We start from the raw sequence: 16,349 nt of genomic DNA, 5'->3' as shown, positions 1-16,349 counted from the left end.
AGGGCTGGACTTGCCTTTCAGCCGGAAACCCTTTGCTCTCGGTCCTTTGATGCTACGAATTTCATAGCAAGTGAAGTTAAGTAAAGGGATTCGTTCAGGTGAGCGCCGCCCTGCCGAAATTTCTCCATGCGTGAGAATCGGCGCCATGCCGAGCGCACCTCATCCCCTTCTCGCTCAAGCCGAACAGCTGTTCCGCTCCGGCGGCGCGCCCCAGGCCGAGGCCATGCTGCGCGCCATCATCGACAAGCCGGACGCACCCGCGCGTGCCTTCGAGCTTCTGGCTTTCATCCACGGCAACCAGGGCGACCTGGCAGGCTGCGAGCACTACCTTGCAAGCGCGGTCGCCTTGCCCGACTGCTCCGCCGAAGCGCACTTCTACCTGGGCCGTGTTCGCCTCCAGCGCGGAAGCGCGCGCGAAGCCATCGCCTGTTTCGAGCGCGCGATCCGGGAGGCCGGCGAATTCTTCGAAGCGCTGCATGAAATCGGCGTCGCCCACAGCGCGACGGGCGAGCATGCGCTCGCGCTCGCCGCGTTCGAGCGCGCGGCACGCATCAACGACCGGGTGCCGGAACTGCAGCTCAATCTCGGCAGCAGCCTGCTGGCATTGCAGCGTCCGCAGCAGGCCGTGGTGCACTTCGAGCGCGCGCTGAAGCTCCAGCCCCAGCTTGCCCGCGCCTGGTCGGAGCGTGCCATGGCGCTGGCCGAGCTCGGCCGGCTGGACGATGCCATTGCGAGCTGCGAGCGCGCCCTTCAGTTCGCACCGCAGGATGTCTACGCATCGATGAACCGCGTGGCGCTACTCGAAAGCACCGGCCGCCAGGACGCCGCGCGCGAAGCCTTGTCGCGCCTCGCGCAGCTGCCCGCCGACACCGGCTACCTGCGCGGCTACTGGCTGCATGACCGCATGCTCGCGTGCCGCTGGGACGGATACCCATCGCTGCTGCAGGAGACCTGCGGTCGCGTGCTGGCCGGCGAACAAGCGGCCGAGCCCTTTGCCCTGCTGCCGACCGGCGCGGACCCGGAAGTGCTGCTGGCTTGCGCAAAGCGCTACGCGCAGGACCATGCGGTGCCGGCTCGCGGCCCGGCACCCGCGCCTCCCGACGCAGCGCCGCGCCGCCTGCGCATCGGCTACTTTTCATCCGGCTTCGGTCCGCATCCGACTTCCCAGCTCATCGCGCGTCTCTTCGAGTGCCACGACCGCGCGCGCTTCGAGAGCTTCGGTTTCTCGTTCGGCCCGCCGATCTCGGATCCGCTGGGCCGGCGCGTCATGCAGTCGCTCGATCATTTCGACGAGGTGGCGAACCGCGACGATGCACAGATCGCGGCGCTGGCGCGCGAAGCCGGCATCGACATCGCGATCGACCTCAACGGCTACATCGAAGGCTCGCGCCCCGGCATCTTCGCCCACCGCGCCGCACCGCTGCAGGTCAGCTATCTCGGCTATCCCGGAACGATGGGTGCGGACTTCATCGACTACATCCTTGCCGACGCGGTCGTCATCCGGCCCGAAGAGCAGCGCTTCTACAGCGAGAAGGTCGTCCGTCTGCCGGGCTCCTACCAGTGCAACGACGAGCTGGCCGAGGTCGCGCCCTGCACGTCGACGCGCGCGCAGGCCGGGCTGCCGGCGGACGGCTTCGTGTTCGCCTGTTTCAACAACAACTACAAGATCACGCCCGACGTCTTCGAGGTGTGGATGCGCCTCCTGTCGGCCGTGCCCGGCAGCGTGCTCTGGCTGCTGGAAGGCCACGCCGGCGCGCCGTCGTCGCTCGCGGCCGAGGCGCGGCGGCTCGGCGTCGATCCGTCGCGCATCGTGTGGGCGAAGCGCTCGTCGCACGCGGAACATCTGTCGCGCCACGCGCTGGCGGACCTGTTCCTCGACACCTTCCACTACAACGCCCACACCACCTGCAGCGATGCGCTGCGTGCCGGACTGCCCGTGCTCACGCGCGAGGGAGACACCTTCGCGGCACGCGTGGCTTCGAGCCTGCTCGGCGCGATGGGGCTGCCCGAACTCGTGACGCACGATGTCGCGTCGTACGAGGCGCGCGCACTCGAGCTCGCAGGTTCGTCCCAGCAACTCGCGGCGGTGCGCGGCAAGCTGCTGCAGCAGCGCGAAGCCAGCGGCGTCTTCGATGCGCGCCGCTTCACCCGCCACTTCGAGGCCGCATGCGAGGCGATGTGGGCGCGCCATGTCGCGGGCCTGCCGCCCGAGCCGATCGACGTCGCCCCGTTCGCGGCGTGACCGCCGTCAGGGCTGTGCGGCGCGGATGCTGACGCCGGCGCTCACGAAGTTGCCGCCGCCATGATGTTGCGGCGCCCGTCTTGCCAGCGTCATCCTTCAACGGCATCATGCGCGGCGCTGAGGAAGGAGCCCGCTGATGAAAACGTGGATTCGCCATGCCGCCGCTCTCGCAACCCTTGCCATCGCTGCCGGTGCCGCTGCCACCGCGCAGGCGGCCGGCACCGTCGGCAACACACTGCCGCCAGGCTTTCCCGCGATCGAGGACACCTCGCTCGGCAAGCCGCTCATCGGCTTCGGCGCGGCCGGCCCGGTGGCGCGAACGCCGGTGATCTTCATCCACGGCAACAACGACACGCCGTTCGCGACCGCCTGCAATCCCTATGGCCGGGCGCAGGCGCTGGCGCAGTTCCTCGCGGACAACGGCTACTCGACCAGCGAGCTCTGGGGCATCGGCTACCAGGGCGACCAGTGCGACCTGGCCGCCGACCCCACGCGCCGCTCGAGCATCGCCCACACCAACGCGGCCAATGTGCCCGACCTGCGCCGCTTCATCCGCGCGGTGATGAACTTCACCGGCGCGAAGCAGGTGGACATCGTCGGCCACAGCCTCGGCGTGACGCTCGCGCGCGAATGGATGCGGCAGGACGAGGCGCAGGACATGGTGCGCCGCTTCGTCGCCATCGACGGGCCCAACCACGGGATCATCAACTGCTCGCCGGACCCGGCCAACTATTGGCAGGCGGCAGCGGCCGGCGGCTTTACGCCGCAAAGCGAGCTGTGCCAGGAGCTCGGCTCGCCCGACACGCCCTTCCTGCAACTGCTCAACGGACGCAGCGGCGGCAGGGAAAACGACGGTCCCACGAAGGTGCTGGTCATCCGCAACGGCGACGCGAGCTTCGTCTACTTCCCGGTGCAGGACGGCTCGATCGCGCCGGTGCCCGCGGTCGATTCGTTCGGCAAGCCGACGGATTTCTCCAAGAGCGCGCGCCTGCGCGGTGCACGCGAGATCGTGCTCACCGGGCAGGGCGCCTACGACCCCTTCCTGCACACCGGCCACCTGGGCATCCTGAATTCGCCGCAGACCTGGCAGGCCACGCTCGACTTCCTCACCGGCCGCTCGAAGGACAAGGACAAGGACGACTGAGCTTCCGTCCGGGGGGATCGAGCCGCTATGCTGGGCGGCGATGAATCCCCAGAAGACGCTGCTCGTTGTCTATCACACGATGACCGGCGGCACCGCGCAGATGGCGCAGGCGGCCGTCGAAGGCGCACGCGACGAACCCGGCGTGCAGGTGAGGCTGCTGCGCGCGACGGAGGCCGGCCCCGACGATGTGCTGGGCGCCGACGGCTACATCTTCGCCACGCCCGAGAACCTCGCTGCGATCGCAGGGCTGATGAAGGACTTCTTCGACCGCTGCTACTACCCCGCGCTAGACCGCATCAACGGCCGGCCCTACGCCGTGCTGGTGTGCGCGGGGAGCGACGGGCAGAACGCAGTGCGGCAGATCGACCGCATCGCCACCGGCTGGCGGCTCAGGTCCGTCGCGCCGGCGTTCATCGTGTGCACGCATGCCCAGACGCCCGAAGCCATCCTGCGGCCCAAGCAGATCGGCCAAGAGGATCTGGTTCAATGCCGCGAACTCGGCGCGGCGCTGGCCGCCGGAATGGCACTCGGGGTCTACTGAAGCGGCCTTATCGGCTATGCCTTCTGGCGGTTGCGCCCGGCCTTCACCGGTCTAGCATCCGCGCCATGGAGCCGAGGATCGACAAACGCTGGCGGGTCCCCCTCCCGGTCTATCGCAGGCTGCGCGTCTTCGCCTTCGACCCGGGCACCACCGCGCGCCTGGACACCGCGGTCATGAACGAGATGACGCTGCTGGTGCCCTGGGAAGACCTGAAGCCCGGCCCCGTCGGCGAATACATCGCGGTGGTGGACAAGGACGAGCACGGCCGCCAGGTGCATCCCGCCGTCGACCTCGACGATCCGCAGATCCTCGCGAACGACGGGCTCGCGCCCTCGGACGGCAATCCGCAGTTCCACCATCAGATGGCGTACGCGGTTGCGATGCGCACCATCCGCAACTTCGAGCGTGCGCTCGGGCGTTCGATCCACTGGCCGCCGAGCGTGAAGGGTCGCCGCGTCAGCTACCGGCGCCAGTTCCCCATCTATCCGCACTACACGAAGGATGCCAACGCCTACTACAAGCCCGGCGACGGCCTCTGCTTCGGCTACTTCCGCGCGCAGCAGTCCTCGGCCTACGAGGGCACGACGATCTTCACCTGCCTGTCGCAGGACGTGATCGCGCACGAGATCACGCACGCGATGCTCGACGGCATGCGCATCTCCTTCAAGGGCCAGCACCCGGACGTGCTTGCGCTGCACGAGGCCTACGCCGATCTCATCGCGGTGCTGCAGCACTTCTGGCCCTCGGACGTGTTCCGCGGCCAGATCGCCGGGATCCAGGGCCGGCTGGAGAACTCGCGCCGGCTCGGCGCGATCGCCCCGCAGTTCGGCGAGGCGATCGGGCGGCCCGAGGGCATCCGCAATGCGCTCGGGTCGATCGACGAGGCCGGCGCCTGGCATCCGCGCAAGCCCGATCCGAAGGCCTACGCCGCGACGCTGGAGCCGCACGATCGCGGCGCGATCGTGGTGAGCGCGGTCTTCGAGGCGCTGAAGAAGATCTACGAGGCGCGCACCGCCGACCTGCGCCGCATCGCCACCCAGGGCACCGGCATCCTTCCCGAGGGCCAGTTGCATCCCGACCTCGTGAACCGGCTTGCGCAGGAGGCCTCGCGCTCGGCGCAGCGCGTGCTGGAGATGATCATCCGCGCGCTGGACTACATGCCGCCCGTCGAGACCACCAGCGGCGACTTCCTGCGCGCGATCGTCACCGCCGACCACGACCTGCGCCCGGTGGACGAAGGCAACTACCGGCTCGCGTTCATCGACGCCTTCCGCAGCTACGGCATCCTGCCGCCGGACGTGGGCACGCTTTCGCAGGACACGATCCTCTGGCGCGCACCGGCGAAGTCCGCGGCAACCCGCGCGGTGAGCGAGTTCGTGCGCGAACTGTCGCGCGAGTTCACGCCCTGGACGCTGCCGCACGACCGCGAGGCACTCTGGCAGATGCTCGAAGGCAAGCGTGCGCTGCTGCACCAGCGGCTGTCGGACAGCCCGATCGCCGCGATCGGCCCGATCGATCTGCGCCGCCACTTCGAGGTCGAGTCGTTCCATCCGCGCGAGCGCAGCGACGTGTCGGGCAACTTCGCGTTCCAGTGGGTCATCAAGCTGGTGCAGGAAATGCAGGTTGCGCCGGCCCCGAAGGCCCGGGGCAAGGCGCTCGAGCTCACGGTCGAGGTCGACACCCGGCCCTGGGCCGGCGTCACGCTCATCGTCGACGGCGACACTGGAAATGTGCTCTACCAGATCGAGCGCAAGACACCGAAGGCGAACGCGAAGCAAAGCACCCCGCTGGCGCCGAAGATCGAAGCGATCCCCATCGCCCCGTCCACGCAGCGCCTGGTACGCGTGTTCGCCTTCGACCCCAGCATGGGCCGCCAGCGCGAGACCGCCGGCATCAACGAGACGCTGATCCGCGTGCCCTGGGAGCGCGATGCCAACGGCCGCGACATCCTCGGACCCGGGCCGACCGGCGAATACGTCGAGGTGGTCGATCGCGATCCGGCGAGCCGCTGCTTCTATGAGCCGGTCGATCTCAACGACCGCTACGTGGTGGCGCAGCACGGCTTGCCGCCATCGGAAAGCAGCCCGCAGTTCCATCAGCAGATGGTCTACGCGGTCGCGATGCGGACCATTCGCACCTTCGAGCGCGCGCTCGGCCGGCTGGCCCTGTGGCGTTCGCACAATGCGAGGGACGCCGGGGGCGGCCCCAGCGAGGAGTACGTGCAGCGCCTGCGCATCTACCCGCATGCGCTGCGCGAGGCCAACGCCTACTACAGCCCGGACAAGAAGGCGCTGCTCTTCGGTTACTTCTCGGCGCCGGCGGTCGAAGAGAGCGGCGCCCGGCTCACCGTCTTCAGCTGCCTGTCGCACGACATCGTTGCGCACGAGGTCACGCACGCGCTGCTCGACGGCATGCACCGGCGCTTCAGCGAAGCGAGCAACCCCGACGTGCTCGCCTTTCATGAGGCCTTCGCGGACATCGTCGCGCTGTTCCAGCACTTCTCGCTGCCCGAAGTGCTTCGGCAGCAGATCGCGTCGACGCGCGGCGACCTCGCCGGCCAGAGCCAGCTCGGCCAGCTTGCGCAGGAGTTCGGCCAGGCGATCGGCAACCGGGGTGCGCTGCGCAGCGCGATCGGCGCCATCGACGAGAAGACCGGCCGCTGGCAGCGACAGGAAGGGCATCCCGACGACTACCAGCGCTCCATGGAGCCGCACGAACGCGGCGCGGTGCTGGTGGCCGCGGTGTTCGACGCGTTTCTTTCCATCTACAAGAGCCGCGTCGCCGACCTGTTCCGCATCGCGAGCGAGGGCACCGGCGTGACGCGCGAAGGCAACCTGGACCCCGACCTGATCGGCCGCCTCGCCGACGAGGCCTCGCAATCGGCGCGGCAGGTGCTCGACATGTGCATCCGTGCGCTCGACTACTGCCCGCCGGTGGACATCAACTTCGGCGACTACCTGCGCGCGCTCATCACCGCCGATTTCGAGAACGACCCGGTCGATGACGAGCATCGCCGCGTGGCTTTCATCGAGGCCTTCCGGCGGCGCGGCATCGTGCCGGAGAACGTGCGCGCCTTCTCGGTCGAAGGCCTGCTGTGGCGTGCCGCCACGGCCGCGCCCGACGAGAACGAGCATGTGATGGTCGGCATCGCCAAGGAGTGGGCCAAGGACATCCGCTCCTGGGGCCTGTCGAAAGACCGCAAGGCGCTCTTCGAGATGACGCGCGACCGTCGGGCGGCGCTGCATGCGTACCTGAGGCCGCGTCTCGCGGAGGAGAAGGTCGTGCTCGCCGGGCTCGACCCCGAGCTGCCGTTCGAAGTGCACTCGCTGCGGCCCTCGATCCGGATGGACTGGGAGGGGCGGCCCAACTTCCAGTGGGTGATCGAGCTCACGCAGCGCATCCCCCAGTACGTCGACGGCGAAAAGGCACGCGGCGACCGCAAGGCCGACTACTACTTCCGCGGCGGATGCACGCTGCTCGTCGATGCCGAGACCGGCGAGGTGCGCTACAGCATCAAGAAGAAGCTCACTGACGAGCGCAAGGGGCGGCAGCGCCGCTTCTTCATGGACGAGGGAAGCCGCAGTCTCGCGGCGACCTATTTCGGCCCGCCGGGCGCCGAGGAGCGGGAGCCCTTCGCGGTCCTGCACCGTCATTGAAGCGAAGGAGCACGAGGTGGAATCCGCCGTCCGAATCCGCATGTTCCGCCAGGGCCTGGGCGATTCGTTCCTGCTGAGCTTTCCGGGCGATGCCGGCGAGGTGCATGTGCTCATCGACTTCGGCGTGCTGCTCGGCACGCCCGATGCGAAGGCGAAGATGCAGAAGGTGGCGGGCCACATCGTGTCCGCGACTGCTGGCAAGCTCGACGTGATGGTCGCCACGCACGAGCACTGGGACCATGTCTCGGGCTTCGCGCAGGCGCAGGCGCTGCTGGAGCGCGACAAGCTCCAGGTCGGCGAATCCTGGGTCGCGTGGACCGAGAAGCCCGGCGAGCCGCTCGCCGACGAATTGCGCGGGCGTCGCGCGGCAGCGCTGAACCGGATCGCGGCGGCGAGCCGGCAGATCGGCGCGAGTGCGGACCCCTCGGCGCAGAAGAGCGCGGCGCGGCTGAACGCGATCCTGGAGTTCTGGGGAGGGCAGGGCGCGGCCGCGCGCGCCACCACTCGCACGGCGATGGACTGGGTCAAGTCGCGCACCGCGCCGCGCCCGCCTCGCTACCTGTTCCCCGGCGAGACCTTCACCCTGCCCGGCGCGAAGCGCGTGCGCGTGTATGTGCTCGGCCCGCCGCACGACAGGAAGTGGATCAGGAAGAGCGATCCGACGAAAAGCGCGAGCGAGGTCTACCAGCTCGCCGCTGCGAGCGGCGCGGACTTCAGCCTGTTCTCGGCCATCGACGCGCTGGAGGCGGGCGCGATGCCCGGCGATCAGCCCTTCGACGAGTGGTTCCGCATCAGCGAGAAGTCTGCGCGCCGCAGCCGCTACTTCCGCGACCGCTACGAAAAGGGCCCGGCGTGGCGGCGCATCGAGAACGACTGGCTCGGCCCGGCCGGTGCGCTCGCGCTGCAGCTCGACTCCGACACCAACAACACCAGCCTCGTCCTCGCCTTCGAGCTCGAGGACTCGGGCGAGGTGCTGCTGTTTCCCGCCGATGCGCAGGTCGGCAACTGGCTCTCGTGGGACGAGATCGAATGGAGCGTCGACGCGGGCCATGGCGCCGCGGCCCGGAAGGTCAGGGCCGAGCAACTGCTCGCGCGGACCATCTTCTACAAGATCGGCCACCACGGCAGCCACAACGCGACATTGCGCGAGAAGGGCCTGGAGCGGATGACCGACGACGGCCTGGTCGCGATGCTGCCGCTCGACCGGCCCACTGCCTCAAAGATGGAATGGAACATGCCGTTCCCGTCGCTCCACGAGAGGCTCGGCGAGCGTTGCAGGGGCCGCATCCTCGACCTCGAGCTCGGCATGCCCGAAAAGCCGCCTGCGATGTCCGACGCCGACTGGACGCGGTTCCAGCAGCGGGTCGATGTGCAGGACGACTGGATCGACTACCGCATCCCGCTCTGAAGCTCGGCCCTGGGCTTCGCCGCTATCATTTCGCTGCTCGCGGAGCCGGGCCTCGGTCGTGGGATGCGAAGCGCACGGCGACATCGAACGCAGCCGCGGCACATCCGTTTCGAGTTTCGATTCAGGCAGGACCCCTCATGACACTCATCACTCGCCGCCGCCTCGCCGCGTGGGCCGGCTCGCTGCTGCTCGGCACCTCCTTCGTCGCGCAGGCCGCCGACAACTTTCCCTCGAAGCCCATCCGGATCCTGGTCGGCTATACCGCGGGCGGCGCGGTGGATGCGGTCGCGCGCGCCGTGGGGCTGCGCATGTCGACGATCCTCGGCCAGCCGGTGATCGTCGAGAACAAGCCCGGTGCGGGCACCAACATCGCGGTGAAGACGCTCACCACGAGCCCGCCCGATGGCTACACCCTGTTGCTCGCGGCCAATGCGCTGGCGGTGAACCCGGCGCTCTTCAAGCCCGCGCCCTACGACCTCGACCGCGACTTCACGCCCATCAGTCTCGTGGGCCGCGTGCCGGTGGTGTTCACGGTGCGCGAGGATTCGGACATCAGGACGCTCGCGCAACTCGTTGCCGCTGCCAAGGCCAAGCCGGGCGGCGTGACGGTCGCAACGCCGGGCAACGGCTCGACGCCGCACTTGGCGATGGAACTGTTCCAGCACACCGCTGGCCTGTCGCTGCGCCATGTGCCCTACAAGGGCGGCGCGCCGGCGCTCACCGACGCGCTCGGCGGCCATGTGGACGTGGTTGCAGTCAACGCGCTCGAAGCCCTGCCGCTCGCCAAGGCCGGCAAGCTGCGGGTGCTCGCGGTGATGAGCAGCGAGCGTTCGGCGGTGCTGCCCGGCGTGCCGACCGTCGCCGAATCCGGCTACCCGGGCTTCGAGGCCAGCGTGTGGTATGGCCTCGTGGCGCCGGCCGGCCTGCCGAAGCCGGTGCAGGCGCGCCTGCACGAAGCAGTGCAGAAGGCGATCGAATCCAGCGAGGTGCGCGACCTGCTCGCCACCGCGGGCGGCGTGCCGCTGCCGGGACCTTCGGAGCAGTTCGACAAGTTGCTCAAGAGCGAGGCGGCGCGCTACGGCAAGCTGATTCGCGAAGCCAACATCCAACCCGACTGAGAGGCGGCCGATGCAGGACGGAATCACGCGCCGGCAGGCGATGCTCTCGGCGGCTGGCGGTGCGCTGCTCGCCACGTCGCGCGGCGCGTTCGCGCAGGCCGCCTACCCCACGCGGCCCATCCATTTGATCGTGCCGTTCACGCCGGGCGGCTCTTCCGACGTCCTCGCGCGCGCGATCGGCATGGAGCTCGGCCTTGCATGGAAGCAGCCGGTGGTGATCGAGAACGTGCCCGGCGCGGGCGGATCGCTCGGCGCCGAAAGGGTCGCGAAGGCGCCCGCCGACGGCTACACGCTGCTCATGGGGCATATCGGCACGCTGGCCATCAATCCCTCGCTGTATCCCAAGCTCAACTACCAGCCGCTGCAGAGCTTTGCGCCGGTCGCATGGGTCGCGCGCGTGCCGAACGTGCTCGTGGTGCATGCCTCGGTGCCGGCGCGCTCGCTCGCCGAGCTGATCGCGCTCGCGAAGGCCAAGCCCGGCCAGCTTGCCTACGGCTCGGGCGGCAATGGCAGCGCCGCGCACATCACGATGGAATACCTCAAGCTGCAGACCGGGGCGTCGTTCCTTCACATCCCGTACCGCGGGACCGCGCCAGCGGTGCAGGATCTGCTGGCGGGGCAGGTGCAAGTGCTGTTCACCGGCGCGCCGGCGCTGCTGCCGCACATCAAGGCCGGCAAGCTGCGCGCGCTGGCGGTGTCCAGCCCGAAGCGCATCGCCCTGCTGCCCGAGGTGCCGACGGTGGCCGAAAGCGGCGTGCCCGGCACGAAGGGCTTCGAGGCCGACCAGTGGTACGGCATCACGGCGCCCGCGGGAACGCCCGTGGAAGTGGTGACCGCGCTCAACCGGCAGATCAACCAGTCGCTCAACTCGGCGGAAGTCAAGTCGCGGCTCGCGGCCGAGGGCGCGGAAGCGACGCCCGCGTCACCCGAAGAGTTCGGCAAGCTGATCGCGACCGAACTGAAGCGCTGGGAGCCCGTGATCCGCAACGCACACGTCACCGTCGACTGAACCAGGAGAAGACACCATGGGCATCAAGCTCGGCATCATCGGCTACGGCGAAGTGGGGCGGATCTTCGGCCGCGGCCTGCTCCCGAAAACGGACATCGACCGCATCGCGGTGTGGGACCTGCGCTTCGCCGACCCGGCGGCGGGCGAGGCCGCCCGCGATGCTGCGCGCGCCGATGGCATGCGTGTGGCAGACGGCATGGCCGATCTGTGCGAAGGCGCGGAGCTGCTGATCTCGGCGGTCACGGCGTCGAACACGCTCGACGTCGCGCAGGAAGCCGCACGCCGCGTGGGCGCGGGTGCGCGCTTCCTGGATCTCAACTCGGCCTCGCCCGGCACCAAGCAGCGCGCCGCGGCCGCGATCGATGGCGCCGGCGCGCACTACGTCGAAGCGGGCGTGATGACCTCGGTGCCGCCCTACGGCATCCGGGTGCCGATGCTGCTCGGCGGCGCGCAGGCCGCATCGCTCGCGCAGATGCTGGCCGGCTGGGGCATGGATGCGCGCGCGGTCAGCGATCGCATCGGTGTGGCCTCGGCGATCAAGATGAGCCGCAGCATCATGATCAAGGGGCTGGAGGCGCTCGTCATCGAAAGCTACACCACCGCGCGCCGCTACGGCGTGGAGGCGCACGTGCTGCCGACGCTGAAGGAAACCTTTCCGCAGATCGACTGGGACAAGCAGGGCGCCTACTTCTTCAGCCGCGTGGTGCAGCATGGCAAGCGCCGCGCGGAAGAGATGCGCGAAGCGGCGGCCACCGTGCGCGAGGCCGGCTTCGAGCCGCTCATGACCGCCGCGATCGCCGACAAGCAGGACTGGGTGTCCCGCCAGGCGCAGGGCGGCGTGTTCGAAGGCGTGGACGCCCAGAACCCGTGGGAGGCGTATGCGGACCGGCTGATCGAGCACAGCGCCGGCAAGGGTCCGTCGCGCTGAGCAAATCGCGCGAAGGCAGCAGCCCGATGGCGCCCGCGCAGCCGGGGTCTCAGCGTGTCGAGCAGACCTTGACCGTGACCTTGCAGGGCTCGGTCGGCAGGTAGCTCTCACAGGTGCCGACGGCGGTCTTGATGGCCGCCGCCTCGGTCGGCGCGACGCCTGCGCCCCATTCGCCGAAGTTGCCGGTCGCGAGCGCGGCGCAGGAGCGGTCGAAATAGGCGCGCACCTCGCATTGGCCCGAGCGGCTCGCCACGCGATTGCACTGGGCGAGCGCGGCGCGCTCCGCCTCGCCGCGCGAGGGCTGGTTGTACGAGAAGCCGTAGGCACCCTGGCGGGACGCGATCGCGCCCCAGCTCGCCCCCGGGTCGGCGTGTGCCGGCAGGCTCGCCGTGCCGGCAAGAATCCCGCTGCCTGCCAGCGCCAGAGGGGCCAATGCGCGCCACACGCGCGTTCGAAATGTCATCTTCGTCTTTCTGTTTCCGGGGGCATCGAGGCCCGATCGTGACGAGATGGACAACGCGCGCGCCCGAAGGTTCGCCGACGCTAGCCGCCTTCGAGCCAGTCGCTAAGATAGCCGCCGGCCACACCACGCGGGCGAAAGGACGCCACCACCATGAGTGTCGACGAGCAGGTTCGAAGAAACTACAGCCGATACGCTGCCGGCAAGCCCCGTTCGGCGTACTTGCGGGCGCGCAAGCGGCGAGGGCTGCTGATCTTCTTCGCAACGGTCGTGGTCGTCGCGGCGGCCTCGTTTTTCGCGTTCGACTACCTCGCCGAAAGCGAACCGACACCGCTGGCCCGCGAGGCCGCCGCCTCGGTCGCGTCGCCCTCCGACAGCATCCAGAAACCGAAGGAGCGGACCGCCGCGCTCCCGCCCCTCAACCTGCCCGCCGACGAGGCGCCGCACGGCTCCGCCATGGAGTGGTGGTACTACAGCGGCGTCCTCGATGCGAAGGGCGGGCAGCGCTTCGGGTTTCACATGGTCGTCTTTGTCGCCAACGGACTGATCAAGCACACGGTGATGCATGCGGCGCTGACCGATCTCCAGACCGGCAAGCGCTACACCAGCCAGCTGCGAACCGCCGGCACGCCAGCGAACGCCGGGATCAACGGCTTCGACTTCCGGCAGGAAGGCTGGCAGGTCACCGAGACGCCCACGTCGCGCAAGCTGCACGCCGCGATCGACGGCGGGGCCCAGGTGTCGCTCGCGCTGCAGGGCGGCGGGCAGGTGGTGGCGCATCGCGCGCCGGGTTCGGAAACGCCGGGCCTGCTCGATTTCGGCGCGAGCGGCATCAGCTACTACTACTCGCGACCCCGCCTCCAGGCCGCTGGCGAGATCACCGTCGGCGGCAAGCCGATGAAGGTCCACGGCGACATCTGGTTCGATCACCAGTGGGGCGAGTTCGACGTTCTCACGCTTGGCTGGAACTGGTTCGCGCTGCACCTGTCGGACGGCTCGGACCTGATGCTCTACGAGCTGTTCGACATGGAAGGCCGCAGCGTCATGACCGCCGGCACGATCTCGAATGTGCAGGGGTCGGTGCCGCTCAAGGCCGGCGAGATCGAGCTGGTCGCCGGCAACCAGTGGACCAGCCCGAGGACGCGCATCGCCTATCCGACCGAGTGGCGTCTCAAGCTGCCTTCGGGCGTGCTCGACGTCAAGCCGTTCCAGCCCGACAGCGAGTTCGACTCAAGCGTGACCAGTGCCAACATCTACTGGGAAGGCCCTGTGAAGGTCTCCGGCGTACTGACCGGTGAGGGATTCCTCGAACTGAGCGGCTACGACCGCCTGAGCGCGAAGCAGGCCGTCCGCAAGTAGTGGCAACAGCAGCAAGCAGCGCGCTCGCGCTGTAGGAATTCAGCGAGGTTCGGTTTCGGGCTCCGCCTGGTTGCTGCCCGTCAAGAGGGGAGGTCGAGGCTCAATGCTCAATGCGACTTGACCTGCATCGCCATTGCACTCATCCCTGCGCGACTCTTCGAAGCCTGGCTTCGTCCAGTACTGTCAGCTTTCCGCGGTGTTGCTCCACCAGGCCATCGCGCGCCCAGTCCTGCAGGACCTGATTGATGCGCTGGCGCGTCGCGCCCACGAGTTGGGCCAGGGTTTCCTGCGAGAGATGCAACTCGATGCGCACGCCGTGCGAGTTCGACGCACCGAAGCCCTCTGCGAGGGCGAGCAAGCGGCTTGCGAGCCTTGCCTCGAAGCTTTGCGTGGAGAACTCTTCGAAAGCCCCGGCCACCAATCGCAGGCGCGCACATTCGAGGCGCAGGAACAGGCGCGGCAGTGCAGGGTGCCGATCGAGCAATGCTTCGAAGTCGGCTGGCTGCAGCCACAGAAGCGTGGTGGGCTTGTGCGCCTGAGCGTCGTGGGTACGGGGCAGGCCATCGAAGGCTGAAATTTCGCCGAACCAAGCCCCGGGCTCGTAGAAGGTGAGGATCGCCTCCTGTCCGCCGCGCGTGACGCCACTGATGCGAACCGAGCCGTCGAGCACGCCGTAGAAGCCCTCGTAGGCGTCTCCACGACGAAAGAGGTATTGCCCTTGCGCGAGCTCGCGCCGGCGCACGCGCGCGAACACGTCGTCGCGGATCTCCGCGGCGAGCTCTGCGAACCAGGGGTTCGACAAGAGGACTGCCTGCTGCCGCGGTGTCAGTTCGAGCATGCCAATGTCTCCATGGCGTCACGGGTGCAAATATCCGACAAACGCGGCAAGGCGGGACGCCAGACAATTTTTATCAGATCGGCGACTGCCTGCATGAGCGTTCTGCACTTTCCTGTGTTCCGAAATCGCGGGGCACACAACCATGAAAAGAGAGGTGACACCATGGCCTTGATCGACGCACTTGTCGCGCCACCGAGCCGCACGCCGGACGAACGACGGCCCTCCGGGCTCTTGCTGGGCCTCGAGGGTCGCGCCCTGCTCGAATGGGCCACGATGCCGGTGTTCCTGCCGTGGCTCATGCACAGTGTGCCGCGTGGGGATGGGCATCCGGTCCTGGTGTTGCCCGGACTGCTCGCGGATGACCTGTCCACCGACCCATTGCGCCGCTTCCTGCGCTCGCGCGGCTACAACGTGCACGGATGGCGACAGGGCTTCAACTTCGGCCCCCGCGCGGGCGTGCTCGAAGCGCTGATGGAGCAGTTGGACGCGCTGCACACGAGTTCGGGCCGCACCGTCAGCCTGGTCGGCTGGAGCCTGGGAGGCATCTACGCGCGCGAAATGGCGCGCGCCGCGCCTGCGCAGGTTCGCCAGGTCATCACGCTCGGCAGCCCCTTCCACGGGGATCCCGCCACCGGCACCCATGCCTGGCACCTGTATCGCGCCGTCAACCGCCACAAGGACATGGCCGACCGTGCACTCCCGCAGCACCCGCCACCGGTGCCCACGACCTCGATCTATTCGCGGTGCGACGGCGTGGTCGGCTGGGGCTGTAGTGTGGAGCGGCGCGGCGACCACACGGACAACATCGAGGTGAACAGCAGCAGCCACATGGGCATGGGCGTCCATCCCCTGGTGTGGTACGCGGTGGGTGACCGGCTCGCCTTACCTGAAGGCCAGTGGCAGCACTTCTGCCCGCGAGGGTGGGTGCAGCTGCTCTATCCCTTCGACACGCCGCACCGGTAGGGCGCTCGCTCGGCGGCCAGCGCCAGACCACCGGCGAGCGGCCGCGTTCATGCCCTCCGGGCGTCCGCGTCGGGCAGAAGGATCGAGCGCCGCGGGGCCGCCATGAGCCGCTTCACCATCGGCTCGAAGGTCTCGATCGGCAGGATTTCCCGGCTCGGATCGAAGGCCGGGTTGTCGTAGAGCTCGATGAACTCCGCCGTGCGTTCGTAGTGCGGATGGCCTTTGAACTTGTCGCGCAGGTTGCGGTCCAGGCCGACGTGATGAAAGAAGTTGTAGCCCTGGAAGATCGCGTGGTTGTCCACCATCCAGTGGTTGGCCTCTGACACGAAGGGCTTGAGGATCGCGCCGGCAATCTCCTGGTGGTTGTACGAGCCCAGCGTGTCGCCGATGTCGTGCAGCAGTGCGCAGACGACGTATTCCTCGTCGCGTCCGTCGCGCAGCGCCAGGGTGGCAGTCTGCAGGCAATGGCTGTAGCGGTCGATGGGAAAACCGCCGTAGTCACCCTGCAGGAGTTTCAGGTGGGCCAGCACACGGTCGGCGAGTGCCTGGGCGTGCTGGATCGCCTGCGGCACGATGATTTCGAAGTCTTCTTTCGTGCTGTCTTCCATCCGTTTGAAAGTTGCGCGTGCATTCATGTGGGTCGCGATGGTTTGGGGCATGGGGTTCTCCTTTGGATCGTGTGG

General features: G+C 68.5%; 13 protein-coding genes. 10 read left to right on the top strand and 3 right to left on the bottom strand.

Annotated features, from left to right (window positions below):
* Positions 1-145: 145 nt before the first annotated feature.
* The 8 genes from BLW05_RS24770 to BLW05_RS24735 all read left to right on the top strand — a co-directional run bounded on the left by BLW05_RS24770 (position 146) and on the right by BLW05_RS24735 (position 12,046).
* Positions 146-2,242 carry an O-linked N-acetylglucosamine transferase, SPINDLY family protein gene (locus tag BLW05_RS24770; RefSeq protein WP_093166221.1) on the top strand — a complete coding sequence of 699 codons (2,097 nt, stop codon included), beginning with the start codon at positions 146-148 and terminating at the stop codon, positions 2,240-2,242.
* Between the two features lie 136 nt (positions 2,243-2,378).
* On the top strand, positions 2,379-3,386 hold the full coding sequence (locus tag BLW05_RS24765; RefSeq protein ID WP_093166220.1) for an alpha/beta fold hydrolase: 1,008 nt from the start codon (positions 2,379-2,381) through the stop codon (positions 3,384-3,386).
* A 40-nt stretch (positions 3,387-3,426) separates the two neighbouring features.
* Complete coding sequence (locus BLW05_RS24760) at positions 3,427-3,927, top strand: flavodoxin family protein (RefSeq protein ID WP_093166219.1); 501 nt, start codon at positions 3,427-3,429, stop codon at positions 3,925-3,927.
* A gap of 65 nt (positions 3,928-3,992) precedes the next feature.
* Positions 3,993-7,583: a gluzincin family metallopeptidase gene (locus BLW05_RS24755; protein ID WP_093166218.1), complete on the top strand. Its 3,591-nt coding sequence runs from the start codon at positions 3,993-3,995 to the stop codon at positions 7,581-7,583.
* Between the two features lie 16 nt (positions 7,584-7,599).
* Entirely contained in the window at positions 7,600-8,991 is a 1,392-nt protein-coding gene (locus tag BLW05_RS24750; protein WP_143044912.1) for a ComEC/Rec2 family competence protein, read from the top strand.
* A gap of 137 nt (positions 8,992-9,128) precedes the next feature.
* Entirely contained in the window at positions 9,129-10,109 is a 981-nt protein-coding gene (locus BLW05_RS24745) for a Bug family tripartite tricarboxylate transporter substrate binding protein (protein ID WP_093166216.1), read from the top strand.
* A gap of 10 nt (positions 10,110-10,119) precedes the next feature.
* Entirely contained in the window at positions 10,120-11,118 is a 999-nt protein-coding gene (locus tag BLW05_RS24740; RefSeq protein WP_093166215.1) for a Bug family tripartite tricarboxylate transporter substrate binding protein, read from the top strand.
* A 16-nt stretch (positions 11,119-11,134) separates the two neighbouring features.
* Positions 11,135-12,046, top strand: a complete 912-nt coding sequence (locus BLW05_RS24735; RefSeq protein ID WP_093166214.1) for an NAD(P)-dependent oxidoreductase — start codon at positions 11,135-11,137, stop codon at positions 12,044-12,046.
* Between the two features lie 49 nt (positions 12,047-12,095).
* On the opposite strand, the gene BLW05_RS24730 is transcribed toward BLW05_RS24735, so the two are convergent.
* Complete coding sequence (locus BLW05_RS24730) at positions 12,096-12,509, bottom strand: DUF4189 domain-containing protein (protein ID WP_093166213.1); 414 nt, start codon at positions 12,507-12,509, stop codon at positions 12,096-12,098.
* A 150-nt stretch (positions 12,510-12,659) separates the two neighbouring features.
* Here BLW05_RS24730 and BLW05_RS24725 point away from each other — a divergent pair, with 150 nt between their 5' ends.
* The gene (locus BLW05_RS24725) at positions 12,660-13,865 is read left to right on the top strand and encodes a lipocalin family protein (RefSeq protein WP_093166212.1); all 1,206 of its coding nucleotides are present in this window, start codon (positions 12,660-12,662) and stop codon (positions 13,863-13,865) included.
* 139 nt (positions 13,866-14,004) lie between these two features.
* Here BLW05_RS24725 and BLW05_RS24720 read toward each other — a convergent pair whose 3' ends face one another.
* Positions 14,005-14,703, bottom strand: a complete 699-nt coding sequence (locus BLW05_RS24720) for a Crp/Fnr family transcriptional regulator (RefSeq protein ID WP_093166211.1) — start codon at positions 14,701-14,703, stop codon at positions 14,005-14,007.
* A gap of 162 nt (positions 14,704-14,865) precedes the next feature.
* Between BLW05_RS24720 and BLW05_RS24715 the strand changes: the two genes are divergently transcribed.
* A complete protein-coding gene (locus tag BLW05_RS24715) occupies positions 14,866-15,666 on the top strand; it encodes an esterase/lipase family protein (RefSeq protein ID WP_093166210.1) in 801 nt (266 codons plus the stop codon).
* Between the two features lie 47 nt (positions 15,667-15,713).
* Here BLW05_RS24715 and BLW05_RS24710 read toward each other — a convergent pair whose 3' ends face one another.
* Entirely contained in the window at positions 15,714-16,301 is a 588-nt protein-coding gene (locus BLW05_RS24710; protein ID WP_093166290.1) for an HD domain-containing protein, read from the bottom strand.
* Between the last annotated feature and the right edge of the window lie 48 nt (positions 16,302-16,349).

The sequence above is a fragment of the Variovorax sp. YR216 genome, assembly GCF_900107745.1.
Taxonomy (GTDB): domain Bacteria; phylum Pseudomonadota; class Gammaproteobacteria; order Burkholderiales; family Burkholderiaceae_C; genus Variovorax.
This window is presented reverse-complemented; position numbering and strand designations above follow the sequence as displayed.

What these genes read in the sequence shown, in the direction of transcription:
- BLW05_RS24760 (WP_093166219.1), top strand. Translation starts at nt 3,427, where the DNA reads ATGAATCCCCAGAAGACGCTGCTCGTTGTCTATCACACGATGACCGGC.
- BLW05_RS24730 (WP_093166213.1), bottom strand. Translation starts at nt 12,509, where the DNA reads ATGACATTTCGAACGCGCGTGTGGCGCGCATTGGCCCCTCTGGCGCTG.
- BLW05_RS24740 (WP_093166215.1), top strand. Translation starts at nt 10,120, where the DNA reads ATGCAGGACGGAATCACGCGCCGGCAGGCGATGCTCTCGGCGGCTGGC.
- BLW05_RS24755 (WP_093166218.1), top strand. Translation starts at nt 3,993, where the DNA reads ATGGAGCCGAGGATCGACAAACGCTGGCGGGTCCCCCTCCCGGTCTAT.
- BLW05_RS24725 (WP_093166212.1), top strand. Translation starts at nt 12,660, where the DNA reads ATGAGTGTCGACGAGCAGGTTCGAAGAAACTACAGCCGATACGCTGCC.
- BLW05_RS24710 (WP_093166290.1), bottom strand. Translation starts at nt 16,301, where the DNA reads ATGAATGCACGCGCAACTTTCAAACGGATGGAAGACAGCACGAAAGAA.
- BLW05_RS24745 (WP_093166216.1), top strand. Translation starts at nt 9,129, where the DNA reads ATGACACTCATCACTCGCCGCCGCCTCGCCGCGTGGGCCGGCTCGCTG.
- BLW05_RS24720 (WP_093166211.1), bottom strand. Translation starts at nt 14,703, where the DNA reads ATGCTCGAACTGACACCGCGGCAGCAGGCAGTCCTCTTGTCGAACCCC.
- BLW05_RS24770 (WP_093166221.1), top strand. Translation starts at nt 146, where the DNA reads ATGCCGAGCGCACCTCATCCCCTTCTCGCTCAAGCCGAACAGCTGTTC.
- BLW05_RS24735 (WP_093166214.1), top strand. Translation starts at nt 11,135, where the DNA reads ATGGGCATCAAGCTCGGCATCATCGGCTACGGCGAAGTGGGGCGGATC.
- BLW05_RS24765 (WP_093166220.1), top strand. Translation starts at nt 2,379, where the DNA reads ATGAAAACGTGGATTCGCCATGCCGCCGCTCTCGCAACCCTTGCCATC.
- BLW05_RS24715 (WP_093166210.1), top strand. Translation starts at nt 14,866, where the DNA reads ATGGCCTTGATCGACGCACTTGTCGCGCCACCGAGCCGCACGCCGGAC.